Origin of the sequence: Aminiphilus circumscriptus DSM 16581 (genome assembly GCF_000526375.1) — a bacterium.
Lineage (GTDB): Bacteria > Synergistota > Synergistia > Synergistales > Aminiphilaceae > Aminiphilus > Aminiphilus circumscriptus.
The window spans coordinates 841030-860006 of sequence record NZ_JAFY01000002.1; the positions used below are offsets into that span (position 1 = coordinate 841030).

The 18977-nt window shown below is 57.4% G+C and carries 15 protein-coding genes and 3 pseudogenes; 8 read left to right on the forward strand and 10 right to left on the reverse strand.

Annotated elements, in window-relative coordinates:
* Positions 1-7: 7 nt before the first annotated feature.
* Positions 8-1111, reverse strand: coding sequence for a YedE family putative selenium transporter (gene yedE / locus K349_RS0104565; protein WP_034264254.1), 1104 nt, complete (start codon positions 1109-1111; stop codon positions 8-10).
* 568 nt (positions 1112-1679) lie between these two features.
* Between yedE and K349_RS16380 the strand changes: the two genes are divergently transcribed.
* The 4 genes and pseudogenes from K349_RS16380 to K349_RS0104590 form a co-directional block, all read left to right on the forward strand.
* Positions 1680-3011: a phosphate--AMP phosphotransferase gene (locus K349_RS16380; protein WP_034264820.1), complete on the forward strand. Its 1332-nt coding sequence runs from the start codon at positions 1680-1682 to the stop codon at positions 3009-3011.
* 58 nt (positions 3012-3069) lie between these two features.
* A protein-coding gene (locus K349_RS18530; RefSeq protein ID WP_211240307.1) for an IS3 family transposase occupies positions 3070-4238 on the forward strand; the annotation gives its coding sequence in 2 pieces (ribosomal slippage) (positions 3070-3358 and positions 3358-4238; 1170 coding nt in all).
* 55 nt (positions 4239-4293) lie between these two features.
* Positions 4294-4545: pseudogene (locus K349_RS0104585) on the forward strand (phosphate--AMP phosphotransferase); the annotation flags it as partial.
* 70 nt (positions 4546-4615) lie between these two features.
* Positions 4616-4894: pseudogene (locus tag K349_RS0104590) on the forward strand (IS3 family transposase); the annotation flags it as partial.
* Positions 4895-5092: 198 nt separating this feature from the next.
* Here the strand turns inward: K349_RS0104590 and K349_RS0104600 are convergent.
* Positions 5093-5497 (reverse strand): type II toxin-antitoxin system HicB family antitoxin, encoded by a 405-nt coding sequence (locus tag K349_RS0104600; protein ID WP_026368677.1) that lies wholly within the window; start codon positions 5495-5497, stop codon positions 5093-5095.
* Positions 5498-5519: 22 nt separating this feature from the next.
* Positions 5520-5717 (reverse strand): type II toxin-antitoxin system HicA family toxin, encoded by a 198-nt coding sequence (locus tag K349_RS0104605; RefSeq protein WP_026368678.1) that lies wholly within the window; start codon positions 5715-5717, stop codon positions 5520-5522.
* A gap of 212 nt (positions 5718-5929) precedes the next feature.
* On the opposite strand from K349_RS0104605, the pseudogene K349_RS18535 reads away from it, so the two are divergent.
* Positions 5930-6364 (forward strand): annotated as a pseudogene (locus K349_RS18535) (IS3 family transposase); the annotation flags it as partial.
* A gap of 280 nt (positions 6365-6644) precedes the next feature.
* The gene (locus K349_RS0104620) at positions 6645-6998 is read left to right on the forward strand and encodes a hypothetical protein (protein WP_026368681.1); all 354 of its coding nucleotides are present in this window, start codon (positions 6645-6647) and stop codon (positions 6996-6998) included.
* A 143-nt stretch (positions 6999-7141) separates the two neighbouring features.
* Here K349_RS0104620 and K349_RS0104625 read toward each other — a convergent pair whose 3' ends face one another.
* The 6 genes from K349_RS0104625 to K349_RS18540 all read right to left on the reverse strand — a co-directional run bounded on the left by K349_RS0104625 (position 7142) and on the right by K349_RS18540 (position 15407).
* Positions 7142-7798 (reverse strand): peroxiredoxin, encoded by a 657-nt coding sequence (locus K349_RS0104625; RefSeq protein ID WP_026368682.1) that lies wholly within the window; start codon positions 7796-7798, stop codon positions 7142-7144.
* Positions 7799-8148: 350 nt separating this feature from the next.
* The gene (locus K349_RS0104630) at positions 8149-9111 is read right to left on the reverse strand and encodes an IS5 family transposase (RefSeq protein WP_026368683.1); all 963 of its coding nucleotides are present in this window, start codon (positions 9109-9111) and stop codon (positions 8149-8151) included.
* Positions 9112-9383: 272 nt separating this feature from the next.
* On the reverse strand, positions 9384-10946 hold the full coding sequence (locus K349_RS0104640) for a response regulator transcription factor (RefSeq protein ID WP_026368684.1): 1563 nt from the start codon (positions 10944-10946) through the stop codon (positions 9384-9386).
* A complete protein-coding gene (locus tag K349_RS0104645) occupies positions 10943-12373 on the reverse strand; it encodes a sensor histidine kinase (protein ID WP_026368685.1) in 1431 nt (476 codons plus the stop codon). The genes K349_RS0104640 and K349_RS0104645 overlap by 4 nt, the downstream gene beginning before the upstream one ends.
* Positions 12370-13899: a hypothetical protein gene (locus K349_RS0104650; protein WP_026368686.1), complete on the reverse strand. Its 1530-nt coding sequence runs from the start codon at positions 13897-13899 to the stop codon at positions 12370-12372. Before K349_RS0104650 ends, K349_RS0104645 begins: the two co-directional genes overlap by 4 nt.
* A gap of 339 nt (positions 13900-14238) precedes the next feature.
* Positions 14239-15407, reverse strand: a protein-coding gene (locus K349_RS18540; protein WP_211240308.1) for an IS3 family transposase whose coding sequence is annotated in 2 segments (ribosomal slippage) — positions 14239-15119 and positions 15119-15407 — 1170 coding nt in all. Because the reading frame shifts where the segments join, the coding sequence is not laid out codon by codon here.
* Positions 15408-15642: 235 nt separating this feature from the next.
* On the opposite strand from K349_RS18540, the gene K349_RS16405 reads away from it, so the two are divergent.
* Together K349_RS16405 and K349_RS0104675 are read left to right on the forward strand one after the other, a co-directional pair.
* Positions 15643-16398 (forward strand): DUF502 domain-containing protein, encoded by a 756-nt coding sequence (locus K349_RS16405; RefSeq protein ID WP_245587998.1) that lies wholly within the window; start codon positions 15643-15645, stop codon positions 16396-16398.
* A 34-nt stretch (positions 16399-16432) separates the two neighbouring features.
* Positions 16433-17467, forward strand: a complete 1035-nt coding sequence (locus K349_RS0104675) for a membrane dipeptidase (RefSeq protein ID WP_026368689.1) — start codon at positions 16433-16435, stop codon at positions 17465-17467.
* A 158-nt stretch (positions 17468-17625) separates the two neighbouring features.
* On the opposite strand, the gene K349_RS0104680 is transcribed toward K349_RS0104675, so the two are convergent.
* On the reverse strand, positions 17626-18654 hold the full coding sequence (locus K349_RS0104680) for a 1-aminocyclopropane-1-carboxylate deaminase/D-cysteine desulfhydrase (protein ID WP_026368690.1): 1029 nt from the start codon (positions 18652-18654) through the stop codon (positions 17626-17628).
* Positions 18655-18977: the final 323 nt, after the last annotated feature.

Below are 18977 nucleotides of genomic sequence, written 5' to 3' on the forward strand. Positions count from 1 at the left end.
TCGGCTTCTAGTCCAGTCGTTCCCGCATGAGAAAACCGGTGGCAAGACAGAATATCAGCCCGATGCCCACCGCCGTCGGGCCGTAGGGTGAGGGTCCGGAGGCGGAGCTGGCGAGGGAGAAGTTGTGGGCGAACCCCGCCCCGACGAGCATGCCGAGAACAAAGATGCCCGCGTCACCGTCTCCCTCGCCGCTCAGAATGAGCTGGCGTCCCGGGCAGCCTCCGGCGAGAGTGAAAGCGAGCCCCGCAAGCGTCATGCCGAGAAAGTTCCACAGGTGGTTCGTGTGGGCCACCGGTTGCCCTTCGAAGCCGGGTTTGAACTGCCCGAGGGCGAGGTTGGTCGCGAAGGCGGCGAGGACGAAGGCGAGCACGCCGAAGAAGAGATGTCCGTCCCGGAGCATGAAGAGATCTCGCAGCGCCCCCACGGTGCAGAAGCGGCTTCGCTGCGCCAGCCAGCCCACCGCGAGCCCCACCGCCAGGGAGACGGCGAAAAGGGCATGTTGCGATCCCGGCCCCTTTTCCGAGAAAAAGATGGGGCCGACGGGAGTGCCTTGTGCATCTCGACCAAAGAGCGGCGCCATCACGAGGAGAACCATGATGGCCACCGCTGCGAGAGGCATGAGATATCCGGCGGCGGAGAGGTTTTTCGAATTCTTGCCGAGGGAGAACCCCTTCCAGAGGAAGCCGATGCCGATGCCGATACCGGAGGAAAGTCCTGCGATACCTGCGATGGCCGTCCAATCGCCTCCAGCGAGGCGGAGATAGGCCCGCCAGGGACAGCCGAGAAAAATCAGGGCGCCTACCATGGCGAAAAAGCCGAGGAAGAACCGCACCAACGGCGACGAGCCCGAACGGGGGCGGAATTCCCGGAAGAGCAGTGCCGAGCCGAAGGCTCCGAGCACGAGTCCGGCGATTTCCGGACGGAGATATTGCACCGCCGCGGCCCTGTGCAGCCCGAGGGCACCCGCGATGTCCCGGGTGAAACAGGCTACGCAGATTCCCATGTTGCCAGGATTTCCCCACGTGACGAGAAGCGCTGCGAGCACTCCCGCAACTCCTCCGGCGAGGACTGGGCCGAGACGGGAAAGAAGCAGCTTGTCCAAAGAACGCATGATCGTCCACCTTTCTGTCCGGTGTTGTCTGTTGTGATGTTCCACCGCCGGAATCGGAAGCCTGAGGGGGCGCTTCGTCGCCCTTGTGTGAGGCCGTTTTCCGGTGTGGAATCGGAGTCGCCGGAAGGGCGCGTCCTGTCGAGTGAAAAAGCACCAGTGTGGTTTTCGAGCCTTTTTTCGGGGTGTTCCGGAGTACTCCCCCCTTTCGACTTCGCATCGGATCAATGCAGTCCTCTTTTGTCAGGTCCGTGTCGTTTTTCCGGAGAATGCATAAACAAAAGACATAAAGAGTATAACTCCTCAGCCCCTTCGAGATATTTCGGGCATGCATCGTTTTCTTCATCCTCGCCGCTTTGCACGGCGAAGGTGTGGAGGGTTCCGAAGAGGTCCGGCCTGCCTCGAAGACCGCGCGGTGAGGCGGCGGTGCTTTCGAGGCCCTTGCGGACGCGGGTGTTTTTCCCGGGGTGAAGGAGCGACGGTTTCGCCGGAGCGTTTTTCTGCAAACATTTCCACACTGCGATAGAATTGTTGTAATCAGGTAAAATACGCTCGACAGGGGGGATGAGCTGTGCTGGACCAGGTGGATCTCAAAAAGAAACTGGACAGAAAGACCTACAAGGAGACCGCGCCTGCTTTGCGACTCCGGCTTGCGAAACTGCAGCGGGAAGTGAAGGAGACGGGCATGCCCGTTCTGGTGGTTTTCGAGGGATGGGAGACCTCCGGCAAGGGAACGGTGCTCAATCAACTTCTTCAGCCTCTCGACCCGAGAGGCTTCCGCGTGGAGAATGTCGGGCGTCCTGGAGAAGACGAGCGGTTTCGTCCTTTTTTCTGGGCTTTCTGGCGCCGAACTCCCGCGAACGGTCGCATCGCCTTCTTCAATCGGAGCTGGTATCGTCGTGTTCTGGACGACCGGCTCACCGAAGCGCTTTCGCCGCATCGCCTCGACGAGGCGTTTCAGGAGAGCCTTGAGTTCGAGCGCCAACTGACCCAGGAAGGAGCACTGCTCGTCAAGTTCTTTCTCCACATCTCGAAGAAAGAACAGAGAAAGCGTCTCAAGGCCCTTGAGGCGGAAGAGGCGACAAGCTGGCGTGTCACGAAGGAGGATTGGGAGCGGCACGAACGCTACGACGAGATGGCGGGGTATGTGGAGGAGATGCTGCTCCGCACCGATCGGGGCGAGGCTCCCTGGACGCTCGTGGAATCCCATGACCGGGAATACGCGGAGGTGAAAATCCTCGCCACGCTGGTGAAGGCCCTGGAGGAGCGGCTCGCCGCTTTGAAGGCAGATGTCTTTGGAAAAAAGCCTCTCCCTGATCCCGTTGCGCTTTCGCAGGAGACGCCTGCGTCTGTCGCGGAGGGAGACGAAGCGGACCTTTCCGGGGGGGATGCGCTTCGGAAGGAAATGGACGACGTGCTCCGCCCCACCGTGCTCGGCCGGGTTGACCTGTCGAGGAACATCTCCTTCGAGGAGTACAAAAAACAGCTTCCCCGTCTCCAGGACCGTTTTCGAGAGATTGAATACGCGCTGTACCGCGAGCGGATTCCCGTGGTGGTCCTCTTCGAGGGATGGGACGCTGCGGGCAAAGGAGGGTGTATCAAGCGCCTCACGTCGCGCCTGGATCCAAGGGGATACGAAGTGAATCCCGTGGCGGCGCCGAACGACATCGAGCGGGCCCATCACTACCTCTGGCGCTTCTGGACCGCCTTCCCCAAGGCAGGACACGTTGCCATCTTCGACCGAAGCTGGTACGGGCGCGTTCTGGTGGAGCGGGTGGAGGGGTTTTGCTCCGAAGATGCCTGGCGAAGAGCCTACGGAGAGATCAATGAAATGGAGAGCCAATGGAGTCGTTTCGGTACGGTTGTGATCAAGTTCTGGCTCCACATCGACAGGGAGGAGTGAGGTACGTTGAAAATATCGGACACCAAAGTTACTATCCAACCAAAACGGAGGTGTCTGAATGGCAAAGAACGCAACGAACGGTCGCTATTCGAAAGAATTTCGGCATGAAGCCGTCAACATGATCATTGAAGGCGGCTTGACAGCATATGAAGCATCGCGTCAACTCTCCCTGCCCAAGTCGACCCTGGAAAACTGGGTGAGAGCGTACAAGGCCGGAAAACTTTCCGATATTGGCGGCGAGCGGCGGCCTCTCACTCAGGTTGAGGAGGAGCTTGAGCGCGTCAAACGAGAGCTTGCTCAAGTAAAACAGGAGCGCGATATCTTAAAAAAAGCCGCCGCGTACTTTGCCCGGGAGTCGCTGTCCGGTACGCGGTAATCAGGCGGTTTCGATCGAAGTATCCGGTTCCTCGGCTATGTCGGGTTCTGGAGGTTTCAACCAGTGGCTACTACGCCTGGCTGAAACGACCGGATTCTCCCCGGAATCAAGAGGAAAAACGGCTCGAACTCGAAATCATAGCGGCTCATAAAAGAACGGAAGAAACCTACGGTCCGGAACGTCTGCAGAAAGAGCTTGCCTGCCACGGCGTTCACATTGGAGTTCACCGGATCAAACGGATTCGCAGGAAACTGGGGCTTCGCTGCAAACAGGTCAAAAAGTTCAAAGCAACCACAAACGCAAACCACAAGCTGCCGGTTGCCACAAATCTTTTAGAACAAAACTTTGTCACGGAGGCCCCGAATCAAGTCTGGGTAACGGATATCACTTACATCCCCACAGCCGAGGGCTGGTTATATCTTGCCGGTCACAAGGATCTTTTTACCGGAGAGATTGTGGGCTACGCCATGGGAGAACGCATGACAAAGAATCTGGTCACCCAGTCCCTGTTTCGCGCTGTCGCTGCCAAGAGGCCTGCGGCTGGTTTGATTCATCATTCCGACCGTGGCAGTCAGTACTGCGCCGCGGGCTACCGAAAACTCCTTGACCAGTTCAAAATGCGGGCATCGATGAGCCGCCGTGGGAACTGCTATGACAACGCGCCCATTGAGAGTTTCTGGGGTGTGCTGAAAAACGAACTCGTTCATCATTGCCGTTACGAAACCCGGCAGGAAGCTATACGGCAGATCACGACGTACATCGAAATCTTTTACAATCGGCAGCGACGGCAGAAGAGACTTGGTTATCTCTCCCCTGCCGCCTATGAGAAACAATTTTTCAAAGAGCAGTAGGCTGCTTACATATTTTGGTGTCCGCTATTGACGACCGACCCCAGAGCAGCTCCGGCGTTTCACCGAGCGGAGCGAAACCCCCGAAAAAATGTGGAAGATCACCGAAGAGGACTGGCGGAATCGGGAGAAGTGGCCGCTTTACGAAAAGGCCGTGGAGGAGATGCTCTGGAGGACCAGCACTCCCTGTGCTCCCTGGACGGTTGTGGAGGCGAATTCCAAGGAATATGCCCGGATCAAAGTGCTCAAAACCGTTGTCGCCGCCACGGAAGCGGCGTTGGAGAGAAGGCGAATTCCCGGCGGCGTGTGACGGTTTCTGGGACTTTTGTCCGTGTTTGTCCTGCCGGTGAAGGAAACGAGACATTTTCGTCCTCTGGAGCGGCAGTCAGTACTGTTCCGCTCAGTACCAGACGCTGTTGACGTGGCACGACCTGGTTTGCAGCATGAGCGGCAAGGGCAACTGCTTCGACAACGCCTGCGCCGAAAGCTTCTTTCACTCGCTCAAGGTCGAAACCATCCACGGCAACCGGTTCCAGACGCGGGAAGCCCTGCGCCGGACGGTCTTCGAGTACATTGCCGTCAACGACAATCGCATGCGTCGTTCCAGCTCCATGGGATACCTGAGCCCCGAATCCTTCGAGGCGAAATTTGCCGCTTAGCTCGGTGTCCACGATTGGGGGGCAAGATCAGGGGAGCTTTGAGGCGTTCAGCTGGACTTCCCCTGGGGAGAGTGCGTCCGTATCGGTGCGATTCAAAGACGAAAGCCTTTCCGCCTCGTGGGACGGAACGAAGAACGGGCATCTTGCCGGCGTGACCTTCAGGGAAGTGTTGTAAGCCCCTCTCCGGAGGGGCTTACGTTATGCCTTTATTCCCAGGCGGGTTTTCAGCCCTTCCTGAAGAACCTGGGAGTAGCTTATTTTTGCCGCCTTCGCTTCCGCATCCAGCCACCGGGGAAGTGTAACCATCCTGTTCACAGCCCTGTTGTTCATCTTCTCCCGGAACGGGGGCATGAAAACGTCCACAAGCACGATCACCTGATCTTTCCCCGGGGAAAGCTCCGTCGGGCGGGTAGGCTCCGGGATCTCGTCCCCATCCTCTTCCATTCCGAAAAGGTGCAGGGAAAGAGCTTCCCTGGCCATGCGCAACGCCTCTTCTTCGGGGGTTCCCTGGGAGACGCAACCCGGAAGGTCGGGAAAGACAACCCCGATTTCCCCACCCTCGTCGTAGCAGAAAAATGCGGGATACACGTATTTGTCTTTCATGGGAAAAACCTCCTTTGAGGCTCTATATCTTGAGCCCCGATTGTTTCCTGATACTTTCCAAAACCGAGATGTTCAAATCTTTTTTGGGATGGGGGACCGTCACTTTGCCTTTCTTTACCGGGTGTTTGAACTGATGGTGATCCCCCGTGGTTTTGTAGAGAAACCATCCGTCCTTTTTGAGCAACTTGATGATTTCCGATGAAGAATAGCTTTTGCCCATGGCCACAACTCCCTTCGAGGATAAGATAACATATGTTGAAACATATGTCAATGGATTTGGAGAGGAGATGTCGCAATGCCGCGCGGATCAAGCGCCTACAGGACTGCTGCGACGGCGGCGGAGATCACGACGGCCTGGCTGGTCGCGATTCCGTCGCTTCCGGTCATCAATGATCCATCGACAACCATCGAGCTTTTCTTCACCGACTTCCCTGGCTCTACCTCGCCGTCGTCATCGACCTCTTCTCCCGCATGGTCGTTGGCTGGGCCATAGGGAAACGCAGAACGGCGAATCTGGCGTGCGACGCACTGCAGATGGCCTTGTGGCGGAGAGGGACGCCTCGTGGCGTCATCGTCCATTCCGATCGCGGAAGTCAGTACTGTTCCGCTCAGTACCAGACGCTGTTGACGTGGCACGACCTGGTTTGCAGCATGAGCGGCAAGGGCAACTGCTTCGACAACGCCTGCGCCGAAAGCTTCTTTCACTCGCTCAAGGTCGAAGTCATCCACGGCAACCGGTTCCAGACGCGGGAAGCCATGCGCCGGGCGGTCTTCGAGTACATTGCCGTCAACTACAATCGCATGCGTCGTTCCAGCTCCATGGGATACCTGAGCCCCGAATCCTTCGAGGCGAAATTTGCCGCTTAGCTCGGTGTCCACGATTGGTGGGCAAGATCAGTGACGCGCTTTCGGGAAGCGGAGAGAGAGAGCGCATTGCGCGGTACTCGGGAACTATCCTCGACTGGGTCTGATTTCCCCGAGGTCTTGGTTTTTTTGGGCTGGCATCATCATTTGGGATTCATGAGGCGGGCACAAAAAGTTTTTTTCTGACTTTTTAAAGACTCTCTTTACTTTTCCCGATGGCCGACGTATGATCGTTGCCGTTCGTGTCATAATATCAGGTTTTTCATCGGGAGGATGGTCAATCATGAGAAAAAGGCTTTTTGCGGCAGTGTTGGCGTGTCTGTTGGTGTTGTCCGGAGTCGCCTTTGCTGGAGTGCAGGATTTTGAACTTGTGAACGCAACGGGTGTGGACATTTATGAAGTCTATGTGTCTTCGGTGAAGACGAATTCCTGGGAAGAGGACATTTTGGGTGTGGATGTTCTCGAGGATGGCGACAGTGTCATGATCAATTTCACGGGGCACGAGGGATGTAAGTGGGACCTCATGGTCAAGGATTCGGACGGGAATTCCCTGACCTGGGAAAACCTCAATCTTTGCGACATCTCCGTCGTGACGCTCCATTGGGATGGTTCCAAGGCGTGGGCGGATCTGGAGTAACTTCGGAGAAGGGAATTCACCGGGCCGGAGAACGAAAACGGTTCAAAGCGAAAACAGCACGAAGCAAAGGGGAGGCCGGAAACATTCCGGCCTCCCCTTTGCTTCGTGCTGTCCGTGTCGTGGACATGACACGAAAAGGCATGTTATTGTTTCAGTGGCTTGTGGCAGAACCACCAGTCGAAGTTCTCGTAGAGCTTGACCCGCTCCGCCGCGGTGGCGAGATCCGCTGCGGGAGGAACGATCACATGATCCTTGATCAGTTCGTTGTTCGGCCAGTTTGCGGGAAGAGCCCCCTCCTGTTCGTCCGAGACCTGAAGTGCCCGGACGGCCCGGACCACTTCGTCGATATTGCGTCCGATCTCCTGGGGGTAGTAGAGAACGAGGCGAACCTTGCCCTCGGGATCTCCCACAAAAACGGCCCGGACGGTGTTGGACCCCTTTTCGGGATGGAGCATGCCCAGTTTCTGTGCGAGCGTCTCCGTGCCGGCCACGATGGGGTAGGTGATCTCCACACCGAGAGTTTCTTTGATCCACTGGACCCATTTGATGTGGGAGAAAACCTGATCGATGGACATGCCGATGAGTTTGCAACCCAGTGCGTCGAAATCGGCGATTCGCTTCTGGAAACCCACGAATTCGGTGGTGCAGACAGGGGTGAAATCAGCGGGATGACTGAAGAGGACGAACCAGGACCCCTTGAGATCGCCGGGGATGTTCATCGGACCGTGGGTGGTGTTCACGTAGAGTTCGGGGAAGGAATCACCGAGAAGGGGCATACAAAGGCATTTCTGCTGTTCCATGTCTACACGACCTCCTTGAAGGATTTGTGGTGTGTCCGGCTCTCTTTTTCCGCAAGGAGCCTGAATGACTGAACTTGTGTTAGTATACTCAAACTTGAAATGATGTCAAGAAGAAATTCTTTTTGAAATCAAACAACGGGAAAAGGGTCCACTCTCAGGAGAGGAGATGGCGCTGGAAAAGAGTTAAAGAAAGGGAAACCCTGAACAAGCTTCTCTAAAAATGTTCACAGCGGGAGGAAAAGAGGAAATGCCCCGCAAAGACCACGTTTCCCGCACCTTTGGCAGCGAAACGTGAGGAATTATCTCCGTCTTCCAACCCTTTTTAACCCCGGTAGCGATTTTTAGAGACACTACCCCCCTGTGGACAGGAGAAAACCTCTCGCCATGTAGAGATTGCACAGAGCGAAGAGCACGTACACGACACCGGTATTTTTGGCGAGACCTTTATAGCGCACTTTGGTGAATCCGAAGACGCATTTGACGACGTGGAAGACATGTTCAACCCGCGAACGGACTTTTGAAAGAAGACGGTTTTGCTCTTTCTCTTCTTCGGTGAGCTTTTTGTGCTTCGTGGCTCTTTTTTGGGTATAATCCACGGCGCGCGGGGCTTTCGTCCGGATCTCTTCGGTTTTGCCCATGTAGGCCGAATCTCCCCGGACTTCTTTTTCTTCTCCGTGCAGGAGTTCACCGATTCGGGTGGAGTCGTGCACGTTCGCCGGAGTGGTGACGAGACTGTGGACCTGTTTGCTTTCCTTGTCCACACCGACATGGACTTTCATACCGAAGTAGTACTGGTTGCCCTTCTTCGTGGAATGCATCTCCGGGTCGCGTTTCTTCTCCCGGTTTTTCGTCGATGAAGGAGCATGGATGATCGTGGCATCCACGATGGTTCCCTCGGAGAGTTTTAAGCCCCGGGAGGCGAGATGAAGATTCACCGCCTCGAAGAGTTTCTCTGCGAGCTTGTGGGTTTCCAGAAGATGGCGGAACTTGCAAATCGTGGTCTCGTCCGGAACGGGTTCGTTGCCGAGATCGATACGGGCGAAGCGCCGCATGGACTCCACGTCATAGAGGGCTTCTTCTACACCCCTATCGCTGAGGTTGAACCAGTTCTGGAGAAAGTGGATCCGGAGCATTCTCTCCAGCCCTATGGGAGGACGTCCTCTTCCCTCTTTCGGATAGAAGGGTTCGAGACGAGCGCAAAGCTCTTTCCAAGGAACTATCTGTTCCATTTCGGCGAGAAAGAGTTCCCGTTTGGTGGGTTTTCGGTATTTCTCGAACGAAATGGCGCTCGCGAAAGTTTTCTGTCGCTTCATCGTACCTCAGCCCCCTGGAAAGAAGGTCGCACCGGAGGAACATGGTGGCTTTGGGATTCATTTTACGGTCTCAAGGAAAAAACGGCGACATCCGCGCGGAGTTTTTCAGAGATTCCAAAGGATAGGCGATCAAAAACGCGGGCGCTCGTCTCTCTTGAAGAAGAGCGCCCGCGGGACACGCTGCGGAAAGTCGCATGTTTTTTCGGAGTGCACACGGCAACCCTCGCCGTGTCGGTTGCTGAGGCTCCTATGGTGGATACCGCAGGGTTTTTTCAAATCCCCTGGCGGCGGTATTCGCTGGGGCTTTTGCCGCAGGTTTGCTTGAAGAGGGTGCTGAAATAGGCGATGTTGCCGTATCCCACCTGGAGAGCCACGTCCCGGACACTCATGCCTTGTCCGAGGAGTGCTTTGGCCCGTTCCATGCGGATCTCCTTCACCACGTCCACGAAGCGTCTCCGGAGGACCTTCTGGAAAAGACGGCTCAGATGACTCACGCTCACGTGGACATGACGCGCCACGCTTTCGAGGGTCACCTCGTCGTAGTGCTCTCGGATGAAGGCCATGGCTTGGGAAATGACAAGGGCGCCTCCGTCCTGGGCGCTCTCCCGCACACCCCAGGCACCCTCCAGGGCCTGGACGAGTATGGGATGGAGCCCCATGAAGTTGTTCGCGCCCAGGATGTTCAGCATCTGGCGGCGTGCCCAGGCCTTGACGGTGTTCAGATCGCATCGGAGTTCCAGAAGAACCGTGCAGATCTGCCCAAGGAGGCCGAGAACGAGCATTTTGGACAGCTCGACGTCATTCCAGACGGAGCGTTCCATGAGCCGGACGAGGGTATCCCGTCCCGAGGCCATGAGATCCATACGGCCGTTGCGGAAGGCTTCCACGATGTCGTCCCGGATTTCCTGCCACTCCACATCGTCGCAGCTCGCACCTTCGTCCGGAAGGAATTGGAGTTCGTCCACCCAGACCACCCGGCCTGTTCCGCCGAGGAGGCTTTCCTCGAGGGCCTCTTCAAGGGACGTCACGGTACTTCCCATGTCCTTGAGAGTGTTCACGGTCCCGCCGAAGACCACGTTTCCCTGGATGTCGTTCGCCGCCAGCACCTCGAGGATACGGGCGGCGAGTTCCTCCGCATGGGGCGTCCGGGAGACGGGAACGAGGAAGAGAATCATGGAGCGTCGCCAGGGAAGGACGATGGTGTCCGCGAAGGAACGTGCGGCAGCTTCGAGGAACTGGACCATGCTCAGATTGTTGTTCTTCAGTTCTTCGAGAGTCACCACACCCATGACATGACACGCCTCGGAGGGAGGCAGTCCCAGCTCCCGGGCGATTCCCTCCAGCGATTCCGGATCGGTACCGCCGGAGATGAGGTCCGAGACGACAGCCATGGTGAGTGGCCCTCGGTTTTCCCGCACGAAGGTCTGGATGCGCTGGAACCTCTCCTCCTCCTCGCTCTGCCTGTCCAGTTGTTCCAGCACTTTTTGCAGTGCTTCATAGAGTGTCTTGGGAGAGACGGGTTTCACCAGAAAGGAGGAGACGCCGAGTCCCATGGCGCGACGGGCATATTCGAACACGTCGTAGGCGGTGAGAACCAGGACCTTCGCTCCGAATCCCTGCTCCCGGAGTTTTTCGAGCGCCGACAGGCCGTCTCCGCCGGGAATGCGGATATCGAGGAGAACAATGTGAGGATCCCACTCCATGGCGGTTTCGCAGAATTCCGTTGCGTTGGCGCAGGTGCGTGTTTCATTCTGGAAAGGGGCTTCCCGGAGAAAGCGGGAGAGGGCCTCTCTTTCCAGGGGCTCGTCCTCGACGATGAGAATGCGCCAGTTCATGAGACGAGAACTCCTTCCCGGGCCGGAAGAGCGATGCGTACGGACGTTCCCTTCCCCGGGGCGCTTTCAACCCGGAGGCGGGCAATTTCTCCGTAGTGGAGCTTGAGCCGCTCCTGGACGTTTTCGAGCCCGACGCCTTCCTCGATCGAGGAGGGTGTACAGCCTACACCGTTGTCGGTGACTTCCACAACGAGCTGTTTCTTGTCCACCCGGCAGGAAATGCGCACCTCTCCTCCCTGGGGAAGGGGTTCGATACCGTGGATGATGGCGTTCTCCACGATGGGTTGGAGGAACATGAAGGGAACGAGAAGTTCCTCTGAGCCGTGGAGCGCCTCTACATGGCTTCGGAGGCGCTCGCCGAAGCGGACCTGATAGATCTCGAGGTAGCGTCGGATGCAGTCCAGTTCCATGCCCAGGGGGACGAGTTCTCCCTGGGACTGCTTGCGGAGCACGTAGCGGAGGTATTCGGCAAACTGGAGCGTGAGGTCCTGCGTCCTGGGGGCTTCCTCGAAGAAGGCGAGCCGGGCGATACTGTTCAGGGTATTGAACATGAAGTGGGGGTTTAACTGGCTTCGGAGAGCCCGTACCTGGGCGAGTTTGAGGTTCCGCTCGAGAGCTTCCTTGTTGCGCTGTTCATGAATGAGCGTGATGCCCCGCTGGAGAAGGCGCCGTTCGGTCAGGTGCCGTTCGCAGAGCCCGACAATGTGGGATGCCACGAGGTGCAGCAGGTCCATGGCGTCTCGAATGGCTTGTTCGTTCACCACCGAAACGGAGAGGAAATTCTCGATGAGTGCTTCCCGGTCCTTGCCCCGGGCGAAGGGCCACTCTTTGTCGGCGATCTCCTCCACCTCGGCGCGGGAGTATTTTTGAAGCAGGACCTGGCCGCAGAGGAGGATACCCACCATGCGTCCCTCCACGATGATGGGGCTCGCCATGTCCAGAAGGCCATTGCGGCAGCGATAGGCGAAGCTGTGTCCCGCCTCCAGGGATCTGCGTCCGCCGTCGGCGTCGCTCTCCCAGCAGCGGGCCCGGCCTTCGGAGAAGGTGCGTACCTTGAGGCAGAAACTCGTAAAGTTGCTCGGACTTGTCACGGGTTTGCCGTCGTTGGTGGTGATAATCGCTCCCACGCGCATGATCTTGGCAAAACGATCCTGAATCTCCTGCAGACGGGCGATTTCCGCAACCTGTTCCCACCAGGCGAGACTACCGTGCTGCATGGGTATCTCCTCCTTTCCCGAAGAAAAGGCCGAGGCTTTTCGGAGCGGATCGAAGTCTTCCGGAAGGGTGTCTTCATCCGGAGAAACGAAGCTTTCGATGTGGCGGGTACACTGGAGACACTCTTCCGAAGCGGAGGATTCCGCCTCGGGAGCTTCCGGCGCATTCGGCCAGGAATGTCGGTTCGTCTCGGAAAGGACGTTTTTTTTCATCGCGATGCCTCCGGCGTGTACAGGGTCAGGCGTTCTTCGAGAAGGGGGCGCAACGCCTCGACGAGCATTTCGTCCTTCTCCTCGGGGAAACGAAGTGTCATGGTATCCACGTGCTCCTCTCCTTTATAGACCAGAATCTCATCCTCAAGGACATCCACGAGATAGCCTCCGGAAAGGACGTCTCGCTCCAGCACCTTTTCCTCCGCGGAAGGACTTTCCAGAATGACCACATCCGCGCCTTCGTGGACGAAACCCTCTTGGAGAATGTGTTCGCTCCGGTGCTCCATCAGTCCCAGATCCACCGAGGGGTGTCGGAGAAGGAGCCGAAGCGCGTCCCCCGCCGTTCGTGGGCGGCAGAGTGGTTGCCCGTCGAGGAAGAATCCTTCTGGGCCGGCGAAGCCGAGGTGCTGCGCCGCGGCGGAGGGACAGGAGACGCTCTCCCGGATTCCCCGGAGTTCCGAAAGAAGAAGCGCCCTGAAAGTAGGAGAGAATCGGTTCCCCGCGATGAGGGGGATTCGTCGTGTGCCTTTGCCGTTACCGAACATGTTGCCTTGGGGGCAGAGGTGTTCCAGGATCGCTCCCGTTGCCTCGGGAGGAACGTTGCCCACACCGAGGTACGCTTTCGCGACGGCGAAGAGACCTTCCTTCCAGGAGATGCCCGGGTTGCGAGCGATGCAGTCCAGAACGAGCGGGGTGCTGCCGAAGAAACTTCCGAGGGCCTCCGCGAGGAGAATATTGTCCATGTGCACCAGAGAAAGCACGTCCGTCTTGCCCATGCGGGCCGCCACGCAGGCGCCTCCGGCGAGGATCATGCGCAGGACGGTTTCTTCGGTTCCTTCGGGCGATGCCGTTTGCGACGCCGAGGGGAACCCGCATCCGGCGGCGAAAGCGGCGAGTCTGTCGGGACGGGAAAGGAGAGCCAGATCGGGCACGATGTCCGTGGAGAAATGTTCTCCCGCGAGGCGGAGCTGGCGGCTTCCGTAGCCGAGAAGAAACGCATCCTCCGGGGGGAGTCGTCGGAAGGGGATCCGGCGCTTTTTCGCTTCGGCGAAGAGGGACAGGGAGAAGGGGGTGCAGATACCGGAGTCCGACACGTGTGCCAGGGTGTGTTGAAACTGCTCCTCTCCGGGAAAAGCTGTTCCCTCGGCAAGGGAAGTGAGCCATTCCGCGGCGAGGTCCGCGAAGGGTCGAACATCGAGGCCCGGAAAGTGCTCCACCGCCACGATGACATGATCTTCCCGAAGGAGCACTGCGGGAGGTGCGAGGGGGAGACCACGTCCGAGCCGACACATCTCCCTCAGGAGCGCTCCGAAAAGTTCCTCCGAAGTTTGGGGAAAGATCTCCCCAAGTCCTGGAAAGAGGCGGAGCAGGGGTTCACTGTGTGCCAGGGTGCCGAGAGTGTGGACGAGGTCGTTTCCTCCGGAGGGGTACCGCCCTCTTTCGAAAAAACACGCTGCGCACTCGTGGGGGACGAACAGATTGGGACCGTCGAAATCCATGAAGCGGGAGAATCGAAACGGGGACATGGCACACCTCCTCGCGGAATGGCCCGAATTCGCGCTCGGGGGACAAGCGCGCTCCACAGGCTTGAAACATCCTCGGCGTTTTTGTGGAAAATTTTCCTACCCTCTAGTCTACCTCATGAATCCCTCTTTGAGAGGAGACACAAAGAGGATAAGATGGCTCTGGGACAAATGTTCCGAGGAAGGTTTGTCGGATTTGGGAGGAAGACCGTGATGTGGCCGTGGAACAAGCGGAAATGGTGCGAGAGAGGCATGCGCGGAGGCGGCACAGGGGTGGGAAACGAGGAGCGGAGAGGGCTTGGGGTCGGTCGTCAATAGCGGACACCAAAATATGTAAGCAGCCTACTGCTCTTTGAAAAATTGTTTCTCATAGGCGGCAGGGGAGAGATAACCAAGTCTCTTCTGCCGTCGCTGCCGATTGTAAAAGATTTCGATGTACGTCGTGATCTGCCGTATAGCTTCCTGCCGGGTTTCGTAACGGCAATGATGAACGAGTTCGTTTTTCAGCACACCCCAGAAACTCTCAATGGGCGCGTTGTCATAGCAGTTCCCACGGCGGCTCATCGATGCCCGCATTTTGAACTGGTCAAGGAGTTTTCGGTAGCCCGCGGCGCAGTACTGACTGCCACGGTCGGAATGATGAATCAAACCAGCCGCAGGCCTCTTGGCAGCGACAGCGCGAAACAGGGACTGGGTGACCAGATTCTTTGTCATGCGTTCTCCCATGGCGTAGCCCACAATCTCTCCGGTAAAAAGATCCTTGTGACCGGCAAGATATAACCAGCCCTCGGCTGTGGGGATGTAAGTGATATCCGTTACCCAGACTTGATTCGGGGCCTCCGTGACAAAGTTTTGTTCTAAAAGATTTGTGGCAACCGGCAGCTTGTGGTTTGCGTTTGTGGTTGCCTTGAACTTTTTGACCTGTTTGCAGCGAAGCCCCAGTTTCCTGCGAATCCGTTTGATCCGGTGAACTCCAATGTGAACGCCGTGGCAGGCAAGCTCTTTCTGCAGACGTTCCGGACCGTAGGTTTCTTCCGTTCTTTTATGAGCCGCTATGATTTCGAGTTCGAGCCGTTTTTCCTCTTGATTCCGGAGAGAATCCGGTCGTTTCAGCCAGGCGTAGTAGCCACTGGTTGAAACCTCCAGAACCCGACATAGCCGAGGAACCGGATACTTCGATCGAAACCGCCTGATTACCGCGTACCGGACAGCGACTCCCGGGCAAAGTACGCGGCGGCTTTTTTTAAGATATCGCGCTCCTGTTTTACTTGAGCAAGCTCTCGTTTGACGCGCTCAAGCTCCTCCTCAACCTGAGTGAGAGGCCGCCGCTCGCCGCCAATATCGGAAAGTTTTCCGGCCTTGTACGCTCTCACCCAGTTTTCCAGGGTCGACTTGGGCAGGGAGAGTTGACGCGATGCTTCATATGCTGTCAAGCCGCCTTCAATGATCATGTTGACGGCTTCATGCCGAAATTCTTTCGAATAGCGACCGTTCGTTGCGTTCTTTGCCATTCAGACACCTCCGTTTTGGTTGGATAGTAACTTTGGTGTCCGATATTTTCAACGTACCTCAGGCTTTTTGGAAGGAATCTCTGAATAAGGCTGCGTCAGCCCCGCAAAGGCACCTTGCAGAGCCTGATGCGACCCGAGTCAAGGGAAAGCGCAAGGCCTTTATTCAGAGCTTTCGGAAGAGATACGGAAAAGAGTCCGTGATGGAGAAACAGTGGAACGGAAGGAGCGATGTGCGGTGGATGGGGACGTGTCGTGTTTTTCCGGCAAGGATGTCTCCGGGGAGAGCGAGGCCGAGTCGGAGGCGGCATCTTCGGAAGCTCTGGTGCGGTGGATGGCTGCGGGTGGAAATCCCTCGGAGGGCACGTGCGCTCCCGCCGACGAGGGAAGCACCGGCGGAGAGTCGGGAGTTTCTCCTCCGCAACGGCCCTCCTTTCTCGAAAACTTCGGGAAAAACGTCTTTATGGGCATTCTCGTTTTTCTGCCTTTGGTGGTTCTTCTTTTCATCGTTCGCTTTCTTCTGGAGATCACGCTTCAGATCGGGAGTGCTCTTTTCGGAAAGACCCAGTCCCTGGAAGCCACGGTGGGCATACTTCTCGGCATCGTGTTCTTTCTCGCCTATGCGGGGCACAAGTTTCGCTCAAGAGAAAAATGGCTTCTCACGTATATGGAGAAGCTTATCCTCTCCGTGCCGTTTCTTGGCTCGTGGTACGGCATCCTGAAGGATCTCGTCGCTTCCTTCAGCGGTGCCTCCCAGGACGAGAAATACCTAGGTGTGGTGCAGGTCCCCTTCGGCAAGGCGCATGTCCTCGGTTTCGTCACGAGGAAAGCGGAGGGGAAAGACGGTGACGCGGATCTCACCGTCTTCGTTCCCACGTCGCCCAATCCGACATCGGGACTTGTCTTTTTTTTCAAAGAACGGGATGTGGTCTACACGAATCTGACTCCGGAGGATGCCTTTACCAGGATTATTTCTCTGGGAATCAAGGCATGAGCTTTCGGAAGCAGTCGAAAGGAGAGCGTTCATTTTGAGCGAGACAGCGCAGGAAAGAGCAGCGAGACTCCAACGGGAATCCATGATCGTCGACGCCCATTTCGACCTCGCCATGGATCTTCTCTACAAGTGGGAACGAGGAAAGAAACATCCCCTTCTCCCCTGGCTGGAACGGTTTCGGAAGGGCGGATTCGGCCTCGTCGTGTCCTCGCTCTTCGTGAGTGGTTCCTTCCTTCCGGAGATGGGCCTTCGGCGGGCGTTGGATCAGTTGGCGGTGCTGGTGCGCGAGATCCGCAACACGGAAGGAGTCGCGCTCTGCAGGACCATGGAGGATATCGAAAGGGCACGCCGGGAGGGCGAGGTCGGTATTCTCCTCTCCTTTGAAGGGCTTGATCCCATCGGCAACGATCTCAACCTTCTCGACATCTTCCACGATCTGGGGGTCCGCGCCGCCGGGATCGTCTGGAGCAGAAGAAACTACGCCGGTGACGGCTGTTTCTTCTCACCGAAGCGCGAGGGAAAGAAGGGCGGACTCACTCCCTTCGGCGTGGAGGCGGTGCAGCGTGCCCAGGAGTTGGGCATGGTCATCGACGTGAGTCACCTCAACGACGAGGGGTTCTGGGACGTGATGGACATCGCGAAAGGGCCTCTCATCGCCTCCCATTCCAACTGCCGGAGTCTTGCCCATACCATGCGGAACCTCACGGACGAACAGATCCGTGCTCTCGCGGAGAAGGGTGGCGTGATGGGGATGAACGCCATCAGCTGTTTCGTTCGGGAGGATCATGCGACGCGTCGGGCGACTCCGGCGGATCTGGCGGCCCACGTGGAGCACATCGCGAATCTCGTCGGTGTCGACCACGTGGGATTGGGATTCGACTTCTGCGACGGCTTCGAGAACTACCTCACTCTGGAGGACGACATCAAGACCTACGATGTGATCGCCGGTCACGAAAACGTGTGTGACTTCACGGTGGCTCTTCTGGAACGCGGTTTCAACGACGAGGAGATGCGAAAAATCCTGGGCGGAAATTTTCTCCGCGTCTTCGGTTCCTGGCTGGGAAAATAACGCCGGTTCGTCCGGAGGATTGGAGAAGAAGGGGAACGGGCGCTTTCAAGGCGCCCGTTCCCCTTCTTCTGTTCTTTTCCGGTTTTGCCACTGGTTCTCCTCCGGTGGCGTCTTTGTCGAGGAAGCGGCATTCCCACCGAGGGGGCGGGCGGAAGGCCTCAGTGCTTTCCTGGGGCGGAAAGGGTGGAGAAAACCGCCTGGTTGAAGTGCTTCCGGAAGGGAAACAAACCGAAGGCGCCTCCGGTGTGCAGAAAAAGCACGGGCTCGTCCTTTGGAAAACGTCCTGCTGCGATCTCTCGGGAGAGGCCGTAGAAGGCCTTCCCCGTGTAGACCGGATCGAGAAGCTGTTCTTCCGTGGCGGCGGCGGTGGCGATGAAACGGAGTTGTTCGGGCGTGGTCGTTCCGTACCCCTCGCCGAGGTAGTCGTCGAGAACGGTGAGGGTTTCCCGGGGCAGCGTGCCAAGGTCGGGAAAATCGCTCCTTCGAAGTCCCTCCAGAAGATTTTGTACTGTGTCCAGGACCTGTTGCCGCGGATAGGCCACGCTGATGGCGGTGATCCTCCAGGGGAGCTTATGGAGGAGGACACCCGCGACGAGTCCCGCGAGCGTGCCTCCGGAACCCACGGCAGTGACCAGATGGCGGGGGCGGGAGGGCAGTGCCGCCATCTGAGGGATCATTTCCGTCACGGCATCCACGTATCCGAGGCACCCCAGGGGATTCGACGCACCGAGGGGGATGATGTAGGCGCGTGTGCCCTGTGTCTCGTATTCCTGGGCCAGGCGTTCCATGGTGCTGTCCCGTTCGTGTCCCTTTTCCTCCGGAAGGAAGGTGATCCGGGCGTTGAAGAGAAGATCCAGGAAGAGATTTCCCTCGGGGATCTCTTCCGGTGTGCCGTTCAGGACGAGATGGCTCGAAAGTCCCAGGCGTGCCGCCACGGCGGCGGTTGCCCTGGCGTGGTTGGACTGCACGCCCCCGCAGGTGATGAGCACCTGTGCGCCCTTGTCCAGGGCGTCGGCCACGCAGTATTCCAGTTTGCGGATCTTGTTGCCGGAAACGCCCCCGCCCGTGAGATCATCGCGCTTGATGTAGATGTCGGGGCCGCCGATCAGCCTGGAAAGACGTGGCAGCAGTTCGATGGGGGTGGGTTTTTTTGCGAGATCGAGTTTTTTCCGCTGAGTTGCCTTCATGAGCATCTCCTCCTGGATGACGGAATCAACGTTGCGATCGTCGCAGCGTGATGGATCGTCGCTCTCCATATTTCCTCCATGATACTACTTCGCCTGTCGAAAAGGTGTGCGACGGAAGAATTCTTTCGCCGCATACCCCTTCGTGAAATGGAACACCGGTTCATGAATGCTTTTGAAAAGAATGAGTGAGAATCTTTCCAGGAAGGATGTTTCAGTGGAGATTATGAAGCAAATTGTCATTGTTCTCGAAACAGAATTCGTTCGACATCTCGTTTTGTCGATAGTGCATGGCTGAAACATCACATGCCACAGAATACAAAGAG